General features: G+C 63.8%; 18 protein-coding genes. 6 read left to right on the top strand and 12 right to left on the bottom strand.

The features are described 5' to 3' along the window. Positions 1-16: 16 nt before the first annotated feature. The 6 genes from M2267_RS20075 to M2267_RS20050 form a co-directional block, all read right to left on the bottom strand. Positions 17-937: a nucleoside hydrolase gene (locus M2267_RS20075; RefSeq protein ID WP_429116487.1), complete on the bottom strand. Its 921-nt coding sequence runs from the start codon at positions 935-937 to the stop codon at positions 17-19. Between the two features lie 6 nt (positions 938-943). Continuing rightward, positions 944-1972 (bottom strand): ABC transporter ATP-binding protein, encoded by a 1029-nt coding sequence (locus tag M2267_RS20070; protein WP_402321866.1) that lies wholly within the window; start codon positions 1970-1972, stop codon positions 944-946. Further along, positions 1965-2744, bottom strand: a complete 780-nt coding sequence (locus M2267_RS20065) for an ABC transporter permease (protein ID WP_043613765.1) — start codon at positions 2742-2744, stop codon at positions 1965-1967. Before M2267_RS20065 ends, M2267_RS20070 begins: the two co-directional genes overlap by 8 nt. Beyond that, positions 2741-3568 (bottom strand): ABC transporter permease, encoded by an 828-nt coding sequence (locus M2267_RS20060; RefSeq protein ID WP_043613763.1) that lies wholly within the window; start codon positions 3566-3568, stop codon positions 2741-2743. Before M2267_RS20060 ends, M2267_RS20065 begins: the two co-directional genes overlap by 4 nt. 104 nt (positions 3569-3672) lie before the next feature. Then, complete coding sequence (locus M2267_RS20055) at positions 3673-4695, bottom strand: ABC transporter substrate-binding protein (RefSeq protein ID WP_429116484.1); 1023 nt, start codon at positions 4693-4695, stop codon at positions 3673-3675. Further along, on the bottom strand, positions 4692-5771 hold the full coding sequence (locus M2267_RS20050) for a LacI family DNA-binding transcriptional regulator (protein ID WP_429116482.1): 1080 nt from the start codon (positions 5769-5771) through the stop codon (positions 4692-4694). The genes M2267_RS20055 and M2267_RS20050 overlap by 4 nt, the downstream gene beginning before the upstream one ends. 434 nt (positions 5772-6205) lie before the next feature. Between M2267_RS20050 and M2267_RS20045 the strand changes: the two genes are divergently transcribed. The 6 genes from M2267_RS20045 (at position 6206) to M2267_RS20020 (ending at position 12232) form a co-directional block, all read left to right on the top strand. Continuing rightward, entirely contained in the window at positions 6206-7750 is a 1545-nt protein-coding gene (locus M2267_RS20045) for an ABC transporter substrate-binding protein (RefSeq protein ID WP_429116479.1), read from the top strand. A gap of 218 nt (positions 7751-7968) precedes the next feature. Continuing rightward, positions 7969-8934, top strand: a complete 966-nt coding sequence (locus M2267_RS20040) for an ABC transporter permease (protein WP_429116860.1) — start codon at positions 7969-7971, stop codon at positions 8932-8934. Further along, complete coding sequence (locus M2267_RS20035) at positions 8931-9782, top strand: ABC transporter permease (protein WP_429116476.1); 852 nt, start codon at positions 8931-8933, stop codon at positions 9780-9782. Before M2267_RS20040 ends, M2267_RS20035 begins: the two co-directional genes overlap by 4 nt. After that, positions 9779-10591, top strand: a complete 813-nt coding sequence (locus tag M2267_RS20030; RefSeq protein WP_429116474.1) for an ATP-binding cassette domain-containing protein — start codon at positions 9779-9781, stop codon at positions 10589-10591. Before M2267_RS20035 ends, M2267_RS20030 begins: the two co-directional genes overlap by 4 nt. Continuing rightward, entirely contained in the window at positions 10585-11331 is a 747-nt protein-coding gene (locus tag M2267_RS20025) for an ABC transporter ATP-binding protein (RefSeq protein ID WP_429116857.1), read from the top strand. Before M2267_RS20030 ends, M2267_RS20025 begins: the two co-directional genes overlap by 7 nt. 193 nt (positions 11332-11524) lie before the next feature. Beyond that, positions 11525-12232: an OmpW/AlkL family protein gene (locus M2267_RS20020; protein ID WP_429116472.1), complete on the top strand. Its 708-nt coding sequence runs from the start codon at positions 11525-11527 to the stop codon at positions 12230-12232. Between the two features lie 62 nt (positions 12233-12294). On the opposite strand, the gene M2267_RS20015 is transcribed toward M2267_RS20020, so the two are convergent. From M2267_RS20015 to M2267_RS19990, 6 genes are all read right to left on the bottom strand, one after another. Beyond that, positions 12295-12714 carry a CBS domain-containing protein gene (locus M2267_RS20015; protein ID WP_043613745.1) on the bottom strand — a complete coding sequence of 140 codons (420 nt, stop codon included), beginning with the start codon at positions 12712-12714 and terminating at the stop codon, positions 12295-12297. A gap of 82 nt (positions 12715-12796) precedes the next feature. Continuing rightward, positions 12797-14965 (bottom strand): glycoside hydrolase, encoded by a 2169-nt coding sequence (locus M2267_RS20010; protein WP_429116470.1) that lies wholly within the window; start codon positions 14963-14965, stop codon positions 12797-12799. Next, entirely contained in the window at positions 14962-15960 is a 999-nt protein-coding gene (locus M2267_RS20005) for a glycosyltransferase (RefSeq protein WP_429116468.1), read from the bottom strand. The genes M2267_RS20010 and M2267_RS20005 overlap by 4 nt, the downstream gene beginning before the upstream one ends. Before the next feature lie 77 nt (positions 15961-16037). Further along, positions 16038-16400 (bottom strand): VanZ family protein, encoded by a 363-nt coding sequence (locus tag M2267_RS20000; protein ID WP_429116466.1) that lies wholly within the window; start codon positions 16398-16400, stop codon positions 16038-16040. Between the two features lie 173 nt (positions 16401-16573). Next, positions 16574-17674 carry a glycosyltransferase family 4 protein gene (locus M2267_RS19995; RefSeq protein ID WP_429116854.1) on the bottom strand — a complete coding sequence of 367 codons (1101 nt, stop codon included), beginning with the start codon at positions 17672-17674 and terminating at the stop codon, positions 16574-16576. A gap of 341 nt (positions 17675-18015) precedes the next feature. Continuing rightward, positions 18016-19260 carry a glycosyltransferase family 4 protein gene (locus M2267_RS19990; protein ID WP_429116463.1) on the bottom strand — a complete coding sequence of 415 codons (1245 nt, stop codon included), beginning with the start codon at positions 19258-19260 and terminating at the stop codon, positions 18016-18018. Positions 19261-19265: the final 5 nt, after the last annotated feature.

Below are 19265 nucleotides of genomic sequence, written 5' to 3'. Positions count from 1 at the left end.
GGCTGCTCTATGAAACTCACTTCTGCGCTTCCTTCATCAGGGCGCCCAGGATTTGTGCCCTGGTCGTCTCGACATGGGCATCGACGGCAAATTCGGCATTGAAGATCGCATGGCTTTCGCGCGTTTCGACGACGGTACGCCCGCGGGCCAGTGTCCCACCGAGTTCGACATCGATGCGCGCCTTGCGAAACGAGATCGCGCCCGGATTGACGAAGGCAACGGCCGCGCAAGGATCATAGATCGCCATGCCCGGCCGGCCACGGCTGGTGCCGATCGAGATGAAGCCGGCAAGCAGATCGGCGATGAGGGCCGCGTGGGCGCCACCCGCCGAGCGGATCGGCGCGACGTCATCGGGGTAGGCAAAGACCTTGCGGCAAAGATCGAGATCGACCATGCGCAGCGGCAGGCCATGCGCGATCACGATCGCGAGCGCCTCCGGATCGGCAAAGGCGTTGAACTCGGCGGATGCCGTATGGTTGCCGCTGGTGACACCGCCGCCCATCCAGGTGAGATCGGTGATCCGGCTGGCTAGGTCCGGACGGGCAAGGCAAAGAGCAGCGAGATTGGTGAGCGGTCCGAGTGCCAGAATGCGCTTCGGCCCCTCCGGCTCCAGCCAGCCGCAAAGGGCGGCAAAGGCGTCACTCGCCGGCAAGGCGTCAGCCTCCGGCAGCGTCAGGCCGGCGGTCGGCATGCCGGCTTCGCCGAGAATGCGTTCGGCGGTTTCGAGCTTGCCGAGCACCGGCAGGGCACGGCCTTCGTGGATGGGGAAAGCCCAGTCGAAGGCGCGCGCGGCACTGGCTGCATTGCGCTTCACCCGGTCGAGCGGCGTGTTGCCGAAAACGAGCGAAACTCCGTCGATCTCTTCACCGGCATGAAGGACGACAAGCACGGCGGCAATGTCGTCGAACCCCATGTCCGTATCGATCCAGACACCCATTGGACCTTACCCGAACTTCTTGAGGCGTGCAGCCTTTTCGACCGGCAGGTCGAAGGCGATGGCAGAGCCGGTTTCACGGGCTGCAAGCGCTGCGTCCTCTTCCGCCTTGATGGCGCCGAGCGGCGTATCGAGCAGATACTCGCGCGTGCTGCCGGAGAAAGAGGCTCCGCGCACGGTGCCTTGGAAAGGACCTGAACCAAGGGTCACCATGCGCGGACGCCACGCAAGCCCTGCCGTGTCAGGCGGCAGGGATCCGGAAAGATCGATCGGGCCGTTTTCGGCCTTCAGCTTGCCGCCTTCGACGGCAAAGATGTTTTCGAAACCGACGAAATCGGCGACGAAGCGCGAGATCGGGCGGTTGTAGATATCCTCGGGCGTGCCGATCTGCTCGATCGCGCCGTTCAGCATGACAACGATGCGGTCCGCCAGCGACAGGGCTTCGCCCTGATCGTGGGTGACGAAGATCATCGTGACGCCGGTTTCCTTCTGCACCCGCTGCAGTTCCGTGCGCATTTCGAGACGCAGGCGAGCATCGAGGTTCGACAGCGGCTCGTCGAGAAGCAGCACCTTCGGTTCCATCACCATGGAACGCGCCAGCGCCACGCGCTGCTGCTGGCCGCCCGAAAGCTCGCCCGGCTTGCGGGCGGAGAACTTCGAAAGCCCGACGGACTTGAGGCCAGCCGTCACCTTGCTCTCGATATCGGCAGCCGGCAGCTTCTTCAGCCGCAGGCCGAAAGCGACGTTCTCGAACACGGTCAGGTGCGGGAACAGCGCATAGGACTGGAAGACGAGGCCGACGGAGCGCTTGTTGGCGGACACGCGGGTGATGTCGGCTCCATCGAGCTTTATCGCGCCTGAGGCCGGCGACAGCAGGCCGGCGATCGAGCGCATCGTCGTCGTCTTACCGCAACCGGAGGGCCCAAGGAACGCCACCAGTTCGCCCTTGCGGATCGACAGGTCGAGGTCCTTCACCGCAACGGTGTCGCCATAGGCGAGCGTCAGTTTTTCAAGGCTGAGGAAGGGGGCGTCAGACATAGCGAGAGAATCCCAGGAAGCGTTCGGCAAGGAAGACGATGCCGATGGACATGAAGGCGAGCAGTGCCGAGAGGGCTGCGACCGACGGATCGTAGGTGATCTCCATGTAGGAGAGCATGTCGATCGGCAGGGTGCGCACACCCGGGCCGGAGAGGAAGAGCGACACCGGCACCTGGTTGAAGCTCGTGACGAAGCCGAGGATGAAGGCGGCAAGAATGCCGCTGCGGATGTTCGGCATCACCACGCGGAAGAAAGCGCCGGCGCGCGACGAGCCGAGCAGCACGGCTGCCTCCTCGATGTCGGAGCGCAGGTTGTTGAGGCTCGCCGAGACGACCCGTACCGCATAGGGCAGGACCAACGCGGTATGGGCGAGAAACAGCGTCAGCGTGATGTTCAGGCCGAAGGGCACGACGATGTAGCGCAGCAGTGCCAGGCCGACGATGATGCCGGGCACGATGATCGGCAAGGAGACGATCGTGCGGATGGTTTCGCCGAAAGGCAGCTTGTAGCGCGAAAGCGCGTAAGAGGCGGGAACGCCGAGCACGAGAGCGGCCGCGGTGCCGCCGATCGCCAGCAGCATCGAGATCGCGAAGCTCTCCTGGAAGCTCTCGACCGTGAAGACCTTGGCGACCCACTTGAGCGAGAAGCCCTGAGGCGGGAAGGCCAGCGTCTCTCCGCCCGAGAGCGACGCCGCGACGATGATGAAGAACGGCCCGATCAGGAAGGCGATCACCAGGAAGAGAACGAGCGGAGTAAAGATACGAGGGGTCATCGCTTGTTCCTCGCAGTGGCAAGCCGTTTCAGGAGAAGATTGGCGGCAAAGCTCATGACGATCAGGATGAAGGCGATGACGCTTGCGGCGACGAAGTCGTTGGCGACGGTGACGCGCTGGTAGAGCAGCGTTTCAAGCATCAGAACCTTGGAGCCGCCGAGGATCGCAGGCGTGATATAGGCGGTGAGCGAACCGGTGAAAACCAGCGTTCCGCCGATAACAAGGCCTTCCTTGGTCAGCGGCAGGATCACCTTGAAGAACACCTGGAACCAGTTGGCGCCGAGAACGCGGGCGGCCGGGATCGCATCCTTCGGCATGTTCTCGAGCGCGCTGATCAAGGACAGGATCATCAGCGGCAGGAACAGCTGCAGCAGACCGATGAACACGGCGGTCTCGGTGAAGAGAAAGCGGATCGGCTCATCCGAAAGGCCGACGAGCTGGAGCGCCTGGTTGACGATGCCGGTGCGGCCAAGAATGACGATCCAGGCATAGGTGCGCGCGACCGACGAGATCATCAGCGGCAGCACGACGAGGCCGATCATCTGCCCCTTGTTGCGCGGCGACAGATTGACGATCGCAAAGGCCGCGGCATAGCCGATGACCGCCGAAACGACGGTAACCATCAGGCCGAGCCGGAAGGTGCGCAGGAAGACGGTGCGGTTCAGCGGATCGGAAAAGAATGTCGTATAGGCCGACAGCGACCAGCTGTCTGCGCTGCGAAAGCCTTCCGCCAGCAGGATCACCACCGGCGCCAGAAAGACGATCGCCGCAAAGACCGCTGCGGGCAGAGCGAGCGCCAGGGCTTCGGCGCGGTTCTGGAACATCCTTCTTCCTTTCAAGGCATTCCTGGGCGCGTCTCATCGCGCCCGTCGCATCAGGTCTCCACCGGCGGTCCGTGTCCGCCGGTGGAGGTCGCAAAGGCTTGGACTTACTGGCCGACCTGGGCGTTCCACTCCGACAGCCACGCTTCGCGGTTGTCGAGGGCGACGGCCGACGGGATCAGCTTGAGATTCTTCACGGTCTCTTCGCCGTAGGTCAGGTTTTCGGCGATCTCGGGCGAGACCTTCACGTCCTTGTTGGCCGGGCTGTCGACCAGCTTTTCGGCAAGTGCGGTCTGAACTTCGGTCGAAAGCCAGAAGTCCATGAACTGAAGTGCGAGATCCTGGTTCTTGCCGCCCTTGGTCAGTACCATCACGTTCATGCCGCCGGTCTGGCCTTCCTTAGGCGTTGCCCACTTGATCGGCAGGCCGAGCTTGGTGAAGCCTTCCCAAGAGAAACGACCGATCGGGGCGGCCCAGATTTCTTCCTGCTGCATCAGCTGAACGAGCTGCGAGGACTTGACGTAGAAGGTGACGATCTCGTCCTTCTTGGCGCCGACGGCGGCGATCGCTTCCTTGAGGTCAGGCGTGTTCTTGCCGATGGCTTCGCCGACCATGTAGAGCGCCGGCGGGCCCTGGTTGGTGGTGACGTTCGGGAAGGCAACGTGGCTGGCGTTCTTGTCGCTCAGGAGGTCGGCCCAGGAGTTCACTTCCATCTTGTCCGAGCGGTAGACGATCGACGTGGCGTAGAAGGTGTAGCCGACGCTCATGCCGTCGCCGTTCGGGTCCTTGGCGAGGTCGTAGAGCTTGTTGAAGTTCTGGAGCTTCGAGGTATCGATCTTCTCGATCAGATCGGCGCGGGTGGCCGAAAGCGCGTCGGCCATCGAAACGACGGCCATGTCGACGACCGGGCTCGCCTTGTTGGCTTCCATCTTGGCCAGGCGCTCGACGCTGTTGCCGGTTTCGACGACGAGTTTGCAGCCGCACTTCTGTTCGAACGGCGTGTAGACCAGTTCCTTGAAGGCGTCCTGGGCAAAGCCGTAGACGGAAATGGTGAGCGTCTTTTCCTGGGCAGATGCGGCGTTGGCGGTAACGAGCAAGAGCGCGCTTGAGGCGAGCAGGAACTTCTTCATGGCTGGTGTCCTCCTTCGGTGACGGATGTGGCTGCGGTGACAGTGGTATGAACGGGTTGAGACGCGGGCGGCGCTGCGGCCGATTGCCGGACGACCAGGTGCATTGGCACCTTGGAGGTCGCCGCCGTAACCGGCGCACCGATCTCAGGATCGGACGGGTCGCGCTCGCTGATCGCCTTGACGAGCGCCGCGACGGCGACCGCCGCGATCTCGGTCATGTCCATGCGCGCCGTCGTCAGCGCCGGCGTGATGACCGGCGACCAGATCAGGTCGTCGAAACCGGTGACGCTTGCCTTTTCCGGCACATCGATGCCGGCGCGCTGCAATTCGGTGAGCGCGCGCAGCGCATGGAGATCGGAGATGCAGGCAAAGGCGGTGTAGCCTTCGGCCACCTTATCGGCGAGGCCGAGCGGACAGCCCTTGCCCGCCGCTTTTTCCAATGGCTCGATCCAGAGCGTATCGGTATGGCAGCCCTCGCCAAAGACCGAGCGGATGCCGCCGGCGCGGTCGTTCTGTACGTTCGAGGCGGGATTGTTGCCGATGATCAGCACCCGGCGGTGGCCGAGCGCCTTCAGATGCTCGGCGATCTGCTGGCCGCCACCCCAATGGTCGGCAGCGACCGTGTTTCCGGGGGTCGAGGGCGTATCGATGACGGCGACCGGACAGCCGACATCGGCGATGCGGGTGCCGCGCCTCGGCACGATCACGAGGCCATCGACGTCGCGATCAATCAGACGCTCGATCGCCTTGGTCTGGGTCGAGACGTCGCCGCGGGAGTCGGCGATCAGCACGCCATAGCCCGACGACGAAGCGGCGAGCTCGATCGCCTGGGCGATCTGCGGGAAGAGCGGATTGGCGATATCGGGAAGGACAAGGCCGAGAACGCCGGTGCGGCCGGTGCGCAGCGCCCTGCCCGCCTGGCTCGGCACATAGCCGAGCTCGGCAGCGGTCGCGCGGATCTTTTCCACCATCTCGGCGGAAACACGCCCCTTGCCCGAGAGCGCGTTGGAAACCGTCGCCGCGGAGACGCCCAGCGTTCTGGCAATCCTCGTCAGTTTTGGTCCGGAACGCGCCAAGACAGTGTTCCCGCTATCGCGTGATTAAACGATTAATCAGCCGATATATCAGAATCTTCCGACTGTCGAATCCTTTTGTCGACTCGTTGCATTTTGCAATTTTCGAGGGAAAGCCTACGCGAACAACAATCGATTTCCGTCTGACGCCCGGCATTCACAGCCAGCGGAAGGAATTCGCGCCAATTTGTCAAAGGGTGGGCGGGCCTATCAAGGCCGGCCTGATATATCTCTGTCCACACCACGCGGTGAAAAGCGAAATGCGCATCTGCCCAACCGCCGCAATCGCGGGTACAAATTTCAACTTCGCCTGACAAAAGAAATCAATTTTCCCACTAAATTACTAGGGAATAAGTATGATGCACGGCAATCGTCCGATGGCTAGAATTCGGGCGGCGGTGCGATCCGCACAACAGGCATAAGCAGGAGTTTGGGACATGACTGGCACTATCATCGGCTTTGGCAAGACCGCGGGACAGGCCCGCCGGGCGCGCGGCGCAACCTTGGCGGCCACGACGCTGGCACTGGCTCTTGCGTCGAGCACGGCCGTATTCGCCGAGGACGCGAAGTTCGATCCCAACGCCTCGATCACCATCGGCTCGCTTTATGAGCCGCAGAACCTCGACAACACTGCCGGCGCCGGCCAGGGCATCAACGAAGCCTTCAACGGCAATGTCTATGAGGCGCTGTTCACGCTGACCGATGCCGGCGACGTTCAGCCGGGTCTCGTGGCCGAGCAGAGCGTCAGCGACGATGGCCTCACCTACACTTTCAAGCTTCGCCCCGGCGTCACCTTCCACTCCGGCGATCCTCTGACGGCCGCCGACGTCAAGTACAGCATCGAGCGCGTAACGGCCGAGCAATCCAAGAGTTCGCGCAAGAAGAGCCTCGCAACCATCAGCGCCATCGAAACGCCCGATGACCAGACGGTCGTCGTCAAGCTGTCCGCCCGCTCGATCTCGTTGCCCTACAATCTGAGCTATGTCTGGATCGTCAACGATGCAGCCAAGGACCTGAACGCGGGCGAAGACGGCACCGGACCCTATCGCCTCGACGAATGGCGCCGCGGTTCGTCGCTGGCGCTCGTCCGCAACGACAAGTACTGGGGCACGGCGCCGACCAATGGCGAAGTCGTCTTCCAATATTTCACCGATGCGACCGCACTCAACAATGCGCTATTGACCGGCGCAGTCGACATCATCACCAGCGTCCAGAGCCCGGACTCCATTGCCCAGTTCAAGGACAATCCTGACTTCACGGTCACCGCAGGCCAGTCGACGACCAAGGAACTGCTTGCCTTTAACGACCGCGTCGCCCCGTTCGACAACGTCAAGGTCCGCAAGGCGATCGCCCGCGCCATCGACGACAAGAAGCTTCTGACCTCGATCTGGGGCGAATACGGCACCCTCATCGGCTCCTTCGTTCCGCCGACCGATCCCTGGTACGTGGACCTGACCGCCGTCGACGCCTATGACGTCGAGAGCGCCAAGGCGCTCTTGAAGGAAGCGGGCTTTGCCGACGGTTTCACCTTCAAGCTCGACACGCCGAACTACGACCCGCACCCGATCGTCGCCCAGTTCATCCAGAGCGAACTCGCAAAGGTCAACATCAAGGTCGAGATCAACGTGATCACCGCCAACGAGTGGTACACCAAGGTCTACAAGGCGCATGACTTCCAGGCGACGCTGCAGGAGCACGTCAATCACCGCGACATCGTCTTCTACGGCAATCCGGATTTCTACTGGGGTTACAACAATCCTGAGGTCGTCGACCTGATCAAGGCGTCGGAGGCCGCCGCCAACACCGACGAGCAGACGGCGAAGCTGAAGGAAGCCAACACGATCATCGCCGAGGATGCGGCCAGCAACTGGCTCTATCTCTACCCGCAGATCGTTGTCTCGAGCTCGGCCGTGACCGGTTACCCGGTGAATGGACTGAACTCGCAGTTCTTCGCCTTCGGCATCAAGAAAAGCGAGCAATAAGCGGCACCGCCGTCCGGTGTGCACCCCACACCGGTGCACGAACAGCAGCCCCTGGATCCATTCCGGGGGCTGATTGCGTTTCGCGCCAATTGTCCGGGCAATTCGCCGTCCTTCCACAGGCGTGACCAAAGATGGGCCATGCTCTAGCCTGCCCGATCTTTTTGGTGCAAAAGCCAGCTCTCTGATCACGGCCCCCGTGAGAAGAAAGGAATGCAGCCATTCTCACCTATCTCGTCCGCCGCTTTGCCATTCTGCTTCTGTCGCTGCTGATCGCGGCGGTGGTGCTGTTCGTGCTTTTGCGCCTTTTGCCCGGTGATCCCGCCAATGCGCTTCTCTCTGTCGGCGCCGATGCCGTGCAGATCGAGAAGGCGCGCGAACAGGTCGGCTCGAACCTGCCGCTCTGGCAGCAGTTCCTGCGCTTTGCCGGCAGCCTCGCCCGCTTCGACCTCGGGACCTCTTTTGTCAGCGGCAAGCCGGTGATCGAGGAGATCGCCGCGCGGCTGACGGTCACCGTACCGCTGGCGCTGATGGGCTTCGTGCTCGCCATCCTGATCGCCGTTCCGCTCGGCATCCTCTCGGCCGTCAAAGCTGATCGCTGGTATGGCGGACTGATCTCGACCATTTCACAGCTCGGCATCGCCATCCCCGTCTTCTGGGTCGGCATTCTGCTGGTCACGCTGTTCGCCGTCACCTTCCGGCTGTTTCCTTCGGGCGGCTTTCCCCGCCGCGGCTGGCAGAATGAAGGGCAGGTGCTCTATGCGCTCGCGCTGCCCGTCATGACGATCGGCCTCGTCATGGGCGCGTCCCTGCTGCGCTACATCCGCTCGGCGACCCAGGATGTCCTCGGCAGCGACTATCTGCGCACCGCACGTGCCCTCGGCGCCAGCTTCCCCGAGGCACTTATTCGTCACGGCATCCGCAACGGCGCCGTGCCGATCGTCTCCATCCTCGGCATCGAGCTTGCAACGACCTTGCTCGGCGCGGTAGTCGTCGAGCGCGTCTTTGCCCTGCCGGGCCTTGGCTCGATGCTGCTGCTTGCGATCGAGCAGCGTGACTATCCGAATGTTCAGGGCGTGCTGTTCATCTCCACCCTGCTGGTGCTGCTCATCGGTTTTGCCGCTGATCTCACCCAAAGGCTGATCGATCCGCGTCTGCGCGAACGCGCCGTCGGAGGCAATGCATGAGCCCCGTCGACACAGCCGCTTCCGCGCCGAAGCGCCGGCGCTCGCTGGCCCTGACCGTCGGCCTTGCCGTCGTCGGCCTCAACGTCGCCGTCGCGGTGCTGACGCTTTTCTGGACGCCCTATGATCCGCTGAATGCCTCGGGTGGACGACTGGAAGCGCCGTCACTTTTGCACTGGCTCGGCACCGACCGCTTGGGCCGCGACCTGCTTACCCAGTTGATGATCGGCGCTCGTACCGCTCTGCTGGTCGGCACTGGTGCAGTTGCGATTGGTGCTGCGATCGGCGTCAGCCTCGGCGTTCTCGCTGCCTTCGCCACGCGCCTTGCCGACGACGTGATGGCTGCGACGCTCGATATCCTGATCGCCTTTCCGACCCTGCTGCTTGCCATGCTGGTGGTGGCGGCAAGCGACAGCGCCAGCCTCTGGTCGGCGATCCTGGCACTCGGGCTTGCCATCTCGGCGATCGTTGCGCGGCTGACCCGCATCCTCGCCAAGCGCGTGCTTAGGCAGGACTACATCGTCGCCTCGCGCACATCGGGAACCTCCTGGGCCGGCGTCGTCTTCCGCCACGTGCTGCCCAATATCTGGCCGACGCTGTCGGTCAATTTTGCCCTGCAGTTCGGCCTCGCCGTGATCGCGGAGGCGTCGCTCTCCTATCTCGGCCTTGGCGCACCACCACCGAACGCCTCGTGGGGACGGCTGCTGCAGGAAGCACAAGGGACCGTCTATACGGCTCCGATCGGCGCGATCGCACCGGGCATCGCCCTCGTTGCGCTCGTCATCGGCATGAATCTTCTGGCTGACGGCCTACGCGATATAGCCGATCCGACGCGGGGGAGATCGCGATGAGAGCGCTGCTCGACATCAAGGGTCTTACCATCCGCGCCGGCGACAAGCCGCTGGTGTCCGGCCTCTCTTTCGCCATTCGCCCCGATGAACGCATCGGCCTGATCGGTGAATCCGGTTCCGGCAAGTCGATGACGGCAATGGCCGCGACCGGCCTGCTGCCGCCTTCGATCACTGTCACCGGTTCGATCACGCTTGACGGGCAACAGGTTGTCGGCGCCACCGACCGGGTGATGAACCGGCTGCGCGGCGTCGCCACAGCGGTCGTCTTCCAGGAGCCGCTAACCGCGCTCGACCCCCTGATGAAGATCGGCCGGCAGATCGCCGAACCCGTTCGCCGACGTCTGGAACGAGACGGCGGCAAGGCAACGAAGGAAGCGGTTCAACGCGAAGTCCGCGATCTGATCGACAAGGTGGCATTGCCTCAGCCGGATCGCATCATCAATTCCTACCCGCACGAAGTGTCCGGTGGCCAGCGCCAGCGCGTGGCCATCGCCATGGCGCTCGCCTGCCGCCCGAAGCTGCTGATTGCCGACGAGCCGACGACCGCACTCGACGTCACGACGCAGGCCGAGATCCTGAAACTGCTGGACCAGTTGGTGCGCGAGACCGGCATGGCGCTTCTGTTCATCAGCCACGACCTGCCGGTCGTCTCCCAGGTGGTGGAGCGCGTCATCGTGCTCAAGAACGGCATCGCTGTCGAAGAGGGCCTGGTCGGCTCGGTCTTCGGCACACCGCAGCACGGCTATACCAAGACCCTGGTCGAGGCCGCCCGTCTGTTCGACGAAGCGCTCGGAGCAACCGGATCATGATGCTCGATCTTCAAAACGTTAGCTTCGGCTACTCCCGCCAGCAGACCACGCTCGACAATGTCTCGCTCTCGGTGCGACCGGGGGTGAGCGTCGGTCTGGTCGGCGAATCCGGATCGGGCAAGACGACGCTGCTGCGACTGATGCTCGGGCTCATTCGCCCGACTATCGGTACCATTCGCTTCGGCGAGGAAGCCCTCGACACCGGCAGCAGCGCCTTCATGCAGCGCTACCGCCGCGCCGTGCAACCCGTTTTCCAGGATCCCTATTCCTCTCTCGACCCGCGCCAGCGGGTGATCAACATCATCGGCGAGCCACTGCGGTCGCTGCGGATCCCAGGCGACCGGACGCAGGCGGTCACTGCGGCACTCGAAGCGGTCGGACTTCCCGCCGATGCACTCCGCCGCTATCCGCACGAGTTTTCCGGCGGCCAGCGCCAGCGCATCGCCATTGCCCGCGCCATCGTCGCCCGCCCGCAGATCGTGCTTGCCGACGAGGCGGTCAGCGCGCTCGACCTTTCCACCCGCATCCGCATCGTCGAGCTGTTCAAGACGCTCGCCGAGAAGTTGACGCTGGTTTTCGTCTCCCACGATCTCGGCGTCGTCGCGGCCCTCTGCGAGGAGATGGTCATTCTGGAGCGTGGCAAGGTGGTCGAAAGCGGCAAGACCCGCGACATTTTGGCCGCGCCGAAGCATCCCTATACGCAGCGTCTGCTTGCCAGCATTCCGCGCATGCCCGCCTGACAAGGGATTGGCGCGGATATCGCGTCTTTGGCCGAATCCACCTTTATCCCCAAGGGCTTGATGATTCGCGCCTGCATTGATCCAGGACAACCGCTGAGAGGCCCTGTTGAGCATAGTGCCGTCGGCCGCAGAATCCCTGCCGCCGAACGCCCTGACCGGCGATGTTCAACTTCTTCTGGGGGTCCGGAAAATCATGCCTACTCGCGCCATTCTGCCATCTGCCGTCCTTTTCGCCGCGCTTGCGGCACCGCTCGCGCTCGCGACGGCGGCAGATCTCTCCGAGCCGGGCGCGGTCGCGGCACCGGAAATGCCACTGGCAAGCGAGCCCGGCCCGTGGATGATCCGTGGCCGCGCGCTCGCCGTCCTGCCTGACGACAAGGGCACGCTCTATCTCAACGGCAGCGCGCTCGACGGCGAAAAGGTCGGCGTCAGCAACTCCGTCGTGCCGGAACTCGACATCACCTATTTCTTCACTGACAACATCGCCGCCGAACTGATCCTCGGCACGACGCCGCACACGGCGCGCGGCAGCGGCTCGATCGCCGGCCTCGGCGAGATCGGCAAGGCCTGGCTGCTGCCGCCGACGTTGACGCTCCAATACCATTTCAACGTCACCGACGAGATCAAGCCCTATGTCGGCGCCGGCGTGAACTACACAATGTTCTACAACGAGAAGCCCCGCGGCGATTTCTCCAGCTTCGACCTGAAAAACACCTTCGGCGTGGCGCTTCAGGCGGGCGTCGATATCAAGCTCGACGACCACTGGGGCCTGAACTTCGACGTGAAGAAGCTGTTCCTGGAGCCTGAGGTCAACGCCACCCTGCCAGGCGCCGGTGCCGTCAGCGGCAAGGTCAAGCTTAATCCGTGGCTGATCGGCACCGGTATCAGCTACCGGTTCTGACAGCCTCGAACGAAACGGCTTGCGGCGCCCTCTTAGAAGGCGCCGCATCCGGCAAACCGACGTCAGACGTGATGGGCCGTGACGGCCTTGGCGAGTTCGCCCGACAGTTGCTGGCTACCGGCATGGGAGACATCCCCCAGCGACAGCATACCGACCATGCGCTTGTCCTGGTCGATCACCGGCAGACGCCGCACCTGTTTCGCCTCCATCAGATGGACGGCATGTTCGATCGTCTCGTCCGTCCGGCAATAGACGATATCCCTCGTCATCACGTCCCGCGCCGTCATCGACGCCGGGTCCCGCCCGTTGGCAAAAGCGCGCAGCGCAATGTCGCGGTCCGTGACCATGCCGATCAGGCGGTCGTTTTCGCCGACCGGCAACGCGCCGATGTCCTCGTCGCGCATGATACGCGCGATCGTCTTCAGATCGGTTTCGGGAGAGATCCAGCGAGCGCCGGGATGCATGGCTTCCGATATTCTCATCTCATCCTCCTGTGCGTGAAAGCGGCGGAGCATAGGCTGACATCGTGGCCATTCATTGATCCAGCGAAACGCTGCGCCACCCCTACCGCAGTTCGAGGAGGAAATAGGTGGTCGGGCCGGAAGGGCCGTTGTTGGAGAGCCGGAAGGCGACGTCGCCTGTGCCTTGCGCTGCCGGCGCATGCACCTTGCCGTCGAGGCCCACCGGCGAAACGCTCCAGTTCCCCGCCGTTCGCGCCAGCCTCAGATCGACATAGCCTTCCCGCAGCCGAACCGGCAGCCGGCCAAAATCCTCGATCACCTTCTCCTCGGTGTCGCGAAACGCCATGCCGGTGTTCTGTGCATCGGTCGCAAAGATCAGCAGCAGGCGCCGGCTGCTGGCGAGCCCCGCATTCGCATCGAGCGCCGAGATCGCAACAAGCCCGTTGCCATCGGCCCGCTCGACCCGGAGCAGGCCGAGATCGATCGGCTCCCGCAGCGTCGAGAAGGCGGCGGCCTCCGTCCTGTCGGTGACGACGCGCAATTGTCCGGCAAAGCGGTTCAACAGGATTTCGCCGGTACTGCTCTGGTAAATGCCGGTATCGATGCTGGTGCCGTTATCATCAGAAAGCGCGCCGTCTTGGCGCAGGCCGTCGAGTATCCCTTCGCTGTCCTGCTGGCGCGGTTGCTTCACCGCGGGCACATCGCCGAGCCGGGCCGCCTCTTCAAGACCGATCCGTCCGACCAGCGCGAGGTCCGTCAGGCGCTCCGGTTCGCGCGCCTGCATGTCGTCGGAAAGATCCTCTTCTCCGCGCACCGCAAACGGGACGGTAACGGCTGAGGTCGCCACGTCGCCACGGCGGTAGAGAAGCGCCGACAGCGTCTCGCCGGCGCGTGCGACGGGATCGAGCGCAATGGCATAGGGCAGCATTGCCTTCTTGTGCGGGAAGGGTTCGCCATAGGAAAGAACGATCGGGCCATGGCCGTGACGGCAGAGCGCATCCCAGCCTTGCAGCGCCGCATAGGCCGGCATCGCCAGCCCGGCCTCGTAGCGGTAGCGGTTCCAGAAGAGGTGATCGTATTCGCTGACGAGGAACGGTCGGTCGAGCCAGCGCGTGGCGGCGATCATGCGAATGTAATTCACCCCATCGGCGATCGAACTGACCTGCGTCGTCTTGCTGCCGGGCGCATAGCCGCTGACCCAGTCGTGATAGGTGTTCATGGTCACGGCTTCGAGGCCGCGCCGGCTGAGCGACGCCTGAACCGTCGGCCAGTTGTTGTAGTTGCTGATCAGGCCGCGGTAGCCGAGCCCGCGCAGCACCTCGCTCATGCGCGCGGTCGTCGCCTCTTCCGTCTCGGTGAAGAACGCCTGCAGATCGCGCAGCCGCGGGCCGGGAACGTAGCGGTCCGACGGCAGCGCCACGGATCTCGCTTCGATCGTCTCGTCTGGGCGCAGATCAGGCCACGCCTTGGCAAGCGCCGCTGTCGACCCGTAGCGTTTGGCGAGCCATGCGTTGAACGGTTTGGCAAGCTGCGGATCATAGGGCGGCTTGCCCGGCCGATCATGCACGACGGTGTCGAACTCCATGCCGTTCTCGTTGGCGAGAATGACGACCGCGAGCGCGTCGTCGCGGATCGGCGCCACGCCCGTATAGGGGTTCACGCGCCCAAGGATCGTCTCCTGCATGCGCTTCCAGTGGTCGAACGCCCGCTCGTCGACAAACAGCTCGAGCTTGAGGTTGCCGCCATCGTCCCAGCGATCGTCAAAGCCGCCGTAAACGCCGCGCAGGGACGACAGGCCGTCCATCATCCAGTAGATGCCGTTACGCTTCAGCGCCGCCAGCAGATAGTGGATCCGGTCGAGTGTCTCTGGGTCGAAATCGAAGTCGCGGTCGCGGCCGAACATCAGGCTGCCGTCGACGAAATGCAGCCGGGCGAGATTGTAGCCGCGCATTGCCAGTTGCCGGGCGTAACGATCAGCGGTTTCGTGATCGGGAAACCCGCCGGAAGCCGGGCTCCAGGCAAGCGACGCACAGAGCATGCGCTCCGGTTTGTCCGGTGACTTCGCGAAGGCAAGCCGTCCGCCAGCACCGGCGACCAGGCGGTGATCCGCATCGATCGTGCCGTTCGGCAGGAAAGAGGAAAAATCGAGCGGGCTGCCAGCCTCGAACTCAAGCGAGATTTCCCGCACGGCAAGCCACTGGTCCGATGCCTGCACCGGCGCGCAGACGGCAGCAAGCGCCACGGCTGCCGCCAGCAGTGGCCGCCACCTCATGCCGGGGCTCCGAGCAGCTTGCTTTCGATCGGCGCGTCAGGCTTTTGCCGTGCCCGGAAGAAGCCGACCGGCAGCGCTGCCGCATGAAAGAACCAGGCGACGACGGTGTAGAGCCCCATGCTGAACCCGCCCTTGCGCAGGCTCATCAGCCCCACGACGCCGGCAAGGATCGCAAGAACGATACCGAGCGCGACGAGCTTGTCGGGCACGAACAGCAGGATCGCCAGCGACGCTGCCCACCAGAGATAGACCAGCGCCCAAAGCTTGAGCTCCGGCAGCTCCCGGACGAGCTGGAAGAAATAAGGCTGGCCGAGCGAGGCGCGCAGCAACTCCCCGATGCCGAACAGGTACTTGCTCTTCCAACGGCGCACGAGCAGGCGGTAGGAATTGTCCGTGTGGCCGAAATGCTGGACGAAGCGCCGGTCGAGGCGATGCAGCTTGAAGCCGGCACTTCTGAGCCGGATGCCGAGGTCAAACTCCTCATAGCCGTGCAGGTTGCGGTCGGAGAGATAGCCGACTGCCTCGATCGCCGCCCGGCGATAGAGGCCGCCGCCGTTCATGCGGTCGATCGCGCCGATCCGGTTTTCGGGGGAATTACGAGTGACCCGCCGGGAAAATTCGAGGTTGGAGGTCAGCATCTCCTGCACGTGGCCGGTAACACCAGCCACGGCGGGATCGTCGGCGAGGAACGCTTCCGCTACCTCGAGGAAGTCGTCGTCCAGCAGCATGTCACCATCGAGCAGGCAGATATGTGCGTGCCGCGAATATTGGAAGCCGAGTTGCGGGCCGATGCCGCAGCTCGGAAGTGCCGGCGGGCTGATCTGGGCGATGACAACAGGATAGCGCGAGGCGATCTCCACCGTCCGGTCCCTGGAGCCGCTGTCAGCAACGATGACCTCGCCGCCAACGGTTTCGAGCGCCTTCAACGCGCTTTCAATGGTCGCAGCGATGCGCTTTTCTTCGTTCAGCGTCTTGATGATGACGGATACTGCCACGCGATCCCCCAGTCTCGACGGAGCGCAGGCCTGCTCCGGTTGCCGCCGATCTTACCGGCGATATTTTGCGTTTTGGTTTACCGCCCCAGCAGCCGCAGCAGCGGCAAGCGAAAGCGATAGAGGAACCAGCCGCCAAAGACGCCGCAGGCGCCGCCAAGAAGCTTGACCATCACATCCGTCAGGCGTGCGTGGCGGTCAGCCGAAACCATCTGCAACAGTTCGAAGCCGATGGCGGTCGCAAAGACCAGAACCAGCACGAGCGCCAGCCGCCGCGGATAGGCGATCGCAAACAGCAGGCCCAGCAGTCCGAAGGCCCCGAAACGTTCGAGATGAACCATGTGCCCGATGCGGGGCCTGAGATCGAGCGGCGACATCGTCGAATAGGCGATCACGGCAAACAGGATCCATGCGATGAGGCTGGCGGCGCGTTTGATAGTCATTGTCGGCTTGTCTTCCAGGCGGCGTGCGAGGCACGGCAATCATCGAACGATCGGCGACGGCGCCTGCGCGTTCATCGCGTTGCGGGGGCGCGGTCGCATTCTTGAGGAGAGCGGTGTGCGGTGAACGCACGAGGCAGACTCCGGCCGGCGACACGGCGGACGCGAACGCCCGGCTACTTCGCCAGCAACGCGCTATACACCGCCGCGGTCCTTTGCGCCACATTTGTCCAGCTATAGGCGGCTTCCGCGTGCGCGGCGCGCTCGCGCACCTCCTCGTCGCTGAGCGGTGCTGCGAGCTTGTCCACGATGCCGGACGCCAGCGCATCGATGTCTCCCAACGGGAAATACTCGTCGGGCGCCAGCTCCAGTTCCTGATTGGCGACGATATCGCTTGCCAGGACCGGCAGCCCGTAGGCCATCGCCTCGAGCAGCGCAATCGGCATGCCCTCGTGGCTGGACGGCAGCACGAAGAGGGCGGCATTGTCGAAGAGTTCCGCCAGCCTGTCGCCCGTCTGAAAGCCGGTGAGCACGACGCCCGACACGTCGTGCGCAAGCGCCCTCACCTCCTTGGCATAGGGCGTCTCGAACTCAGCGCCGCCGGCAAGAACGAGCTTGGTGCCGCTCAGGCCGCACTTGGCAAAAGCACGGATGAGATCGAGTTGCCGTTTTTCCGGAACCAGCCGTGCGGCGAGCAGGATGTAGCGCCGCCGTTCAAGGCCGAACTCTGCGAGAATGCCGGCCTCGCCGGTCGGCGCGGTGACCTGGACGCCGTTCGGCACCAGCGTCATCGCGACATGGTGCCGCGCCTGCATCGTCTCGGCGATGTCCTTCGAGATCGCCACGCGCCCGTTCGAGAACCGCATGCCGAGGCGCTCGCCGAGCTTCAGCGTGCGCCTGGCGAACCCGCCCCATTTCTGCCGGTCATAGTCGTAGCCATGATGGGTCACCACGACCTTCAGACCGAGCATGCGCGCAAGCGGCGTCATCAGCGCCGGGCCGATGGCATGAATGTGCAGGACATCCGGGCGCCGCCAGGCGGCGAGCCAGACCCCGAGGAAGGTATGGACGATCGCTTCCAGCGCCATACGGCGCGGCGCCCAGAGAGGAACGACGTCCACCCCGTTCCAGGCGTAAGCCTTGCGATCCTCCAGATAGCCGCGGCGTCCGACCACCTCGACGTCCCAGCCGTATCCGAGCAGCTTGCTCGCCAGCATTTCGACGTGTTTCTCGACGCCACCTTGAACGTTGGGGATGCCGCGCAGGCCCAGCATCATCACGCGCTTGCGCTCACCGCGTGCGGCCAGCGCGCCGCTCTGAGCGGGGTGGCCGTGATGTCGGCCAGCGCGTGCGCTAGGCAGGGGCAACCGGCCGGCGCCGTCCGACAGTCCGGTCTGTACCATCTCCTGCGCAATCACCGGCTGTTGCTGGCGATGACTTCGCGAAACATCAGACTTTCTGCTCATGTGTCGCCTCGAAGGTTGCCCGTTCCGTTTACTAGGGCGATATACTTAATCACCGCCAAGATATTTCATTTACCCCTTATATAAATGACCGAAAACCATAGCGCGAGCCCAGGTTACTACAAATTGTATCGTAACGTTAATGGCGGACGCGATCAGACCGCGCCCAGCCTGGAATAGAGGTCGATCGTCCTTTGCCGATAGGCGGCGGCGGAGAACTCGTTTGCGATCCAGCGTCGGCCCGAAGCCCCCATCGCAGCGCGTTCGGCAGCCGGCAGACCGGCCATCGTCGAGAGCACGCGGGCGAGATCGTCGGCGTCCCCCGAAATCGCGGTCATGCCGGTCTCGCCCTCGCGGATCATTTCGGGAATGCCGCCGATCGAGGCCCCGATCACCGGCCGCCCCAACGCATAGGCCTCGAGCACGCTGATCGGCGCGTTCTCATACCATTCGGAAGGCAGAACCAGCGCCAGCGACTGCCCGATCAGGCGGTGCAGGGCCTCGCCGGAGAGATAGCCGGCAAAGGTCACATCGGCGCCGGTTTGCGCAACCAGTTGCCGCAGCATCGCTTCCTCGGGCCCGGTTCCGGCGATCACCAGCCGTTGGCCCGATGCGGCCGCCGCGCGGATCAGCGTCGCCAGCCCCTTCTCCGGCGCCAGGCGCCCGGCAAAGACGACATAGTCGCCCTCGACCCAGTCGGCCGAATAGTCGTCGACATCGACGAAGTTCGGGATATGGACCATCTGTTCGCGCGGCCAGCCCCATTCGACCAGCTTCTCGACGTAGAATTTGCTTGGTACGACGATGCGGTCCACCTTGTTGCGGTAGAGACCGAGCCCGCGGTGAACGACGGTTTCGGCGAGCACGACGGCGCTCAGCGTCGTCTCCCCCTTGATGCAGCGATGACGCAAGACGTTGTAGATATGGCCGCCGCGACAGTCCTCGCAGACGGCACCGTCACGCAGCATCTTGTAGGAGGGACAGGCGAGCTTCAGATCGTGAGCGGTCATGACGACCGGGATGCCGGCCGCCTTCAGCGTCGAGAAGATCGCCGGCGAAAGATGATGGTAGACGTTGTGTGCGTGGGCGACGGAGGGGCGGGCGCGCTCGATCAGCCGGCTGACGTTCTTCTGCGCTTCACGCGAGTAGATGACGCTTGCCGCCTGAACGACCTTGCGCAGGAGGTTGGTGCGCCGGCCATACTCGATCTCGGAGACGAAATAGTCGTCCCATGGCGAGGCTTCGTTATCCTCGTGCTGCATGGCGAAAGGCACCACGTCCCAGCCGATGTCCGAAAACATCTTCATATGGTCGAAAAACACCGCCTCCGCGCCGCCGCGGCGATAGAAGTAATTGTTGATGGCGAGCAGCCTGTTGCCGCCGTTCCCCTGCCCCGACATGCGCC

The sequence above is a fragment of the Ensifer sp. KUDG1 genome (genome assembly GCF_050434285.1).
GTDB lineage: Bacteria > Pseudomonadota > Alphaproteobacteria > Rhizobiales > Rhizobiaceae > Ensifer.
This window is presented reverse-complemented; position numbering and strand designations above follow the sequence as displayed.

Coding starts and splice junctions, on each gene's coding strand:
- M2267_RS20065 (WP_043613765.1), bottom strand. CDS start 2,744: ATGACCCCTCGTATCTTTACTCCGCTCGTTCTCTTCCTGGTGATCGCC.
- M2267_RS20020 (WP_429116472.1), top strand. CDS start 11,525: ATGCCTACTCGCGCCATTCTGCCATCTGCCGTCCTTTTCGCCGCGCTT.
- M2267_RS20045 (WP_429116479.1), top strand. CDS start 6,206: ATGACTGGCACTATCATCGGCTTTGGCAAGACCGCGGGACAGGCCCGC.
- M2267_RS20000 (WP_429116466.1), bottom strand. CDS start 16,400: ATGACTATCAAACGCGCCGCCAGCCTCATCGCATGGATCCTGTTTGCC.
- M2267_RS20015 (WP_043613745.1), bottom strand. CDS start 12,714: ATGAGAATATCGGAAGCCATGCATCCCGGCGCTCGCTGGATCTCTCCC.
- M2267_RS20030 (WP_429116474.1), top strand. CDS start 9,779: ATGAGAGCGCTGCTCGACATCAAGGGTCTTACCATCCGCGCCGGCGAC.
- M2267_RS20035 (WP_429116476.1), top strand. CDS start 8,931: ATGAGCCCCGTCGACACAGCCGCTTCCGCGCCGAAGCGCCGGCGCTCG.
- M2267_RS19990 (WP_429116463.1), bottom strand. CDS start 19,260: ATGTCGGGGCAGGGGAACGGCGGCAACAGGCTGCTCGCCATCAACAAT.
- M2267_RS19995 (WP_429116854.1), bottom strand. CDS start 17,674: ATGATGCTGGGCCTGCGCGGCATCCCCAACGTTCAAGGTGGCGTCGAG.
- M2267_RS20060 (WP_043613763.1), bottom strand. CDS start 3,568: ATGTTCCAGAACCGCGCCGAAGCCCTGGCGCTCGCTCTGCCCGCAGCG.
- M2267_RS20010 (WP_429116470.1), bottom strand. CDS start 14,965: ATGAGGTGGCGGCCACTGCTGGCGGCAGCCGTGGCGCTTGCTGCCGTC.
- M2267_RS20055 (WP_429116484.1), bottom strand. CDS start 4,695: ATGAAGAAGTTCCTGCTCGCCTCAAGCGCGCTCTTGCTCGTTACCGCC.
- M2267_RS20075 (WP_429116487.1), bottom strand. CDS start 937: ATGGGTGTCTGGATCGATACGGACATGGGGTTCGACGACATTGCCGCC.
- M2267_RS20070 (WP_402321866.1), bottom strand. CDS start 1,972: ATGTCTGACGCCCCCTTCCTCAGCCTTGAAAAACTGACGCTCGCCTAT.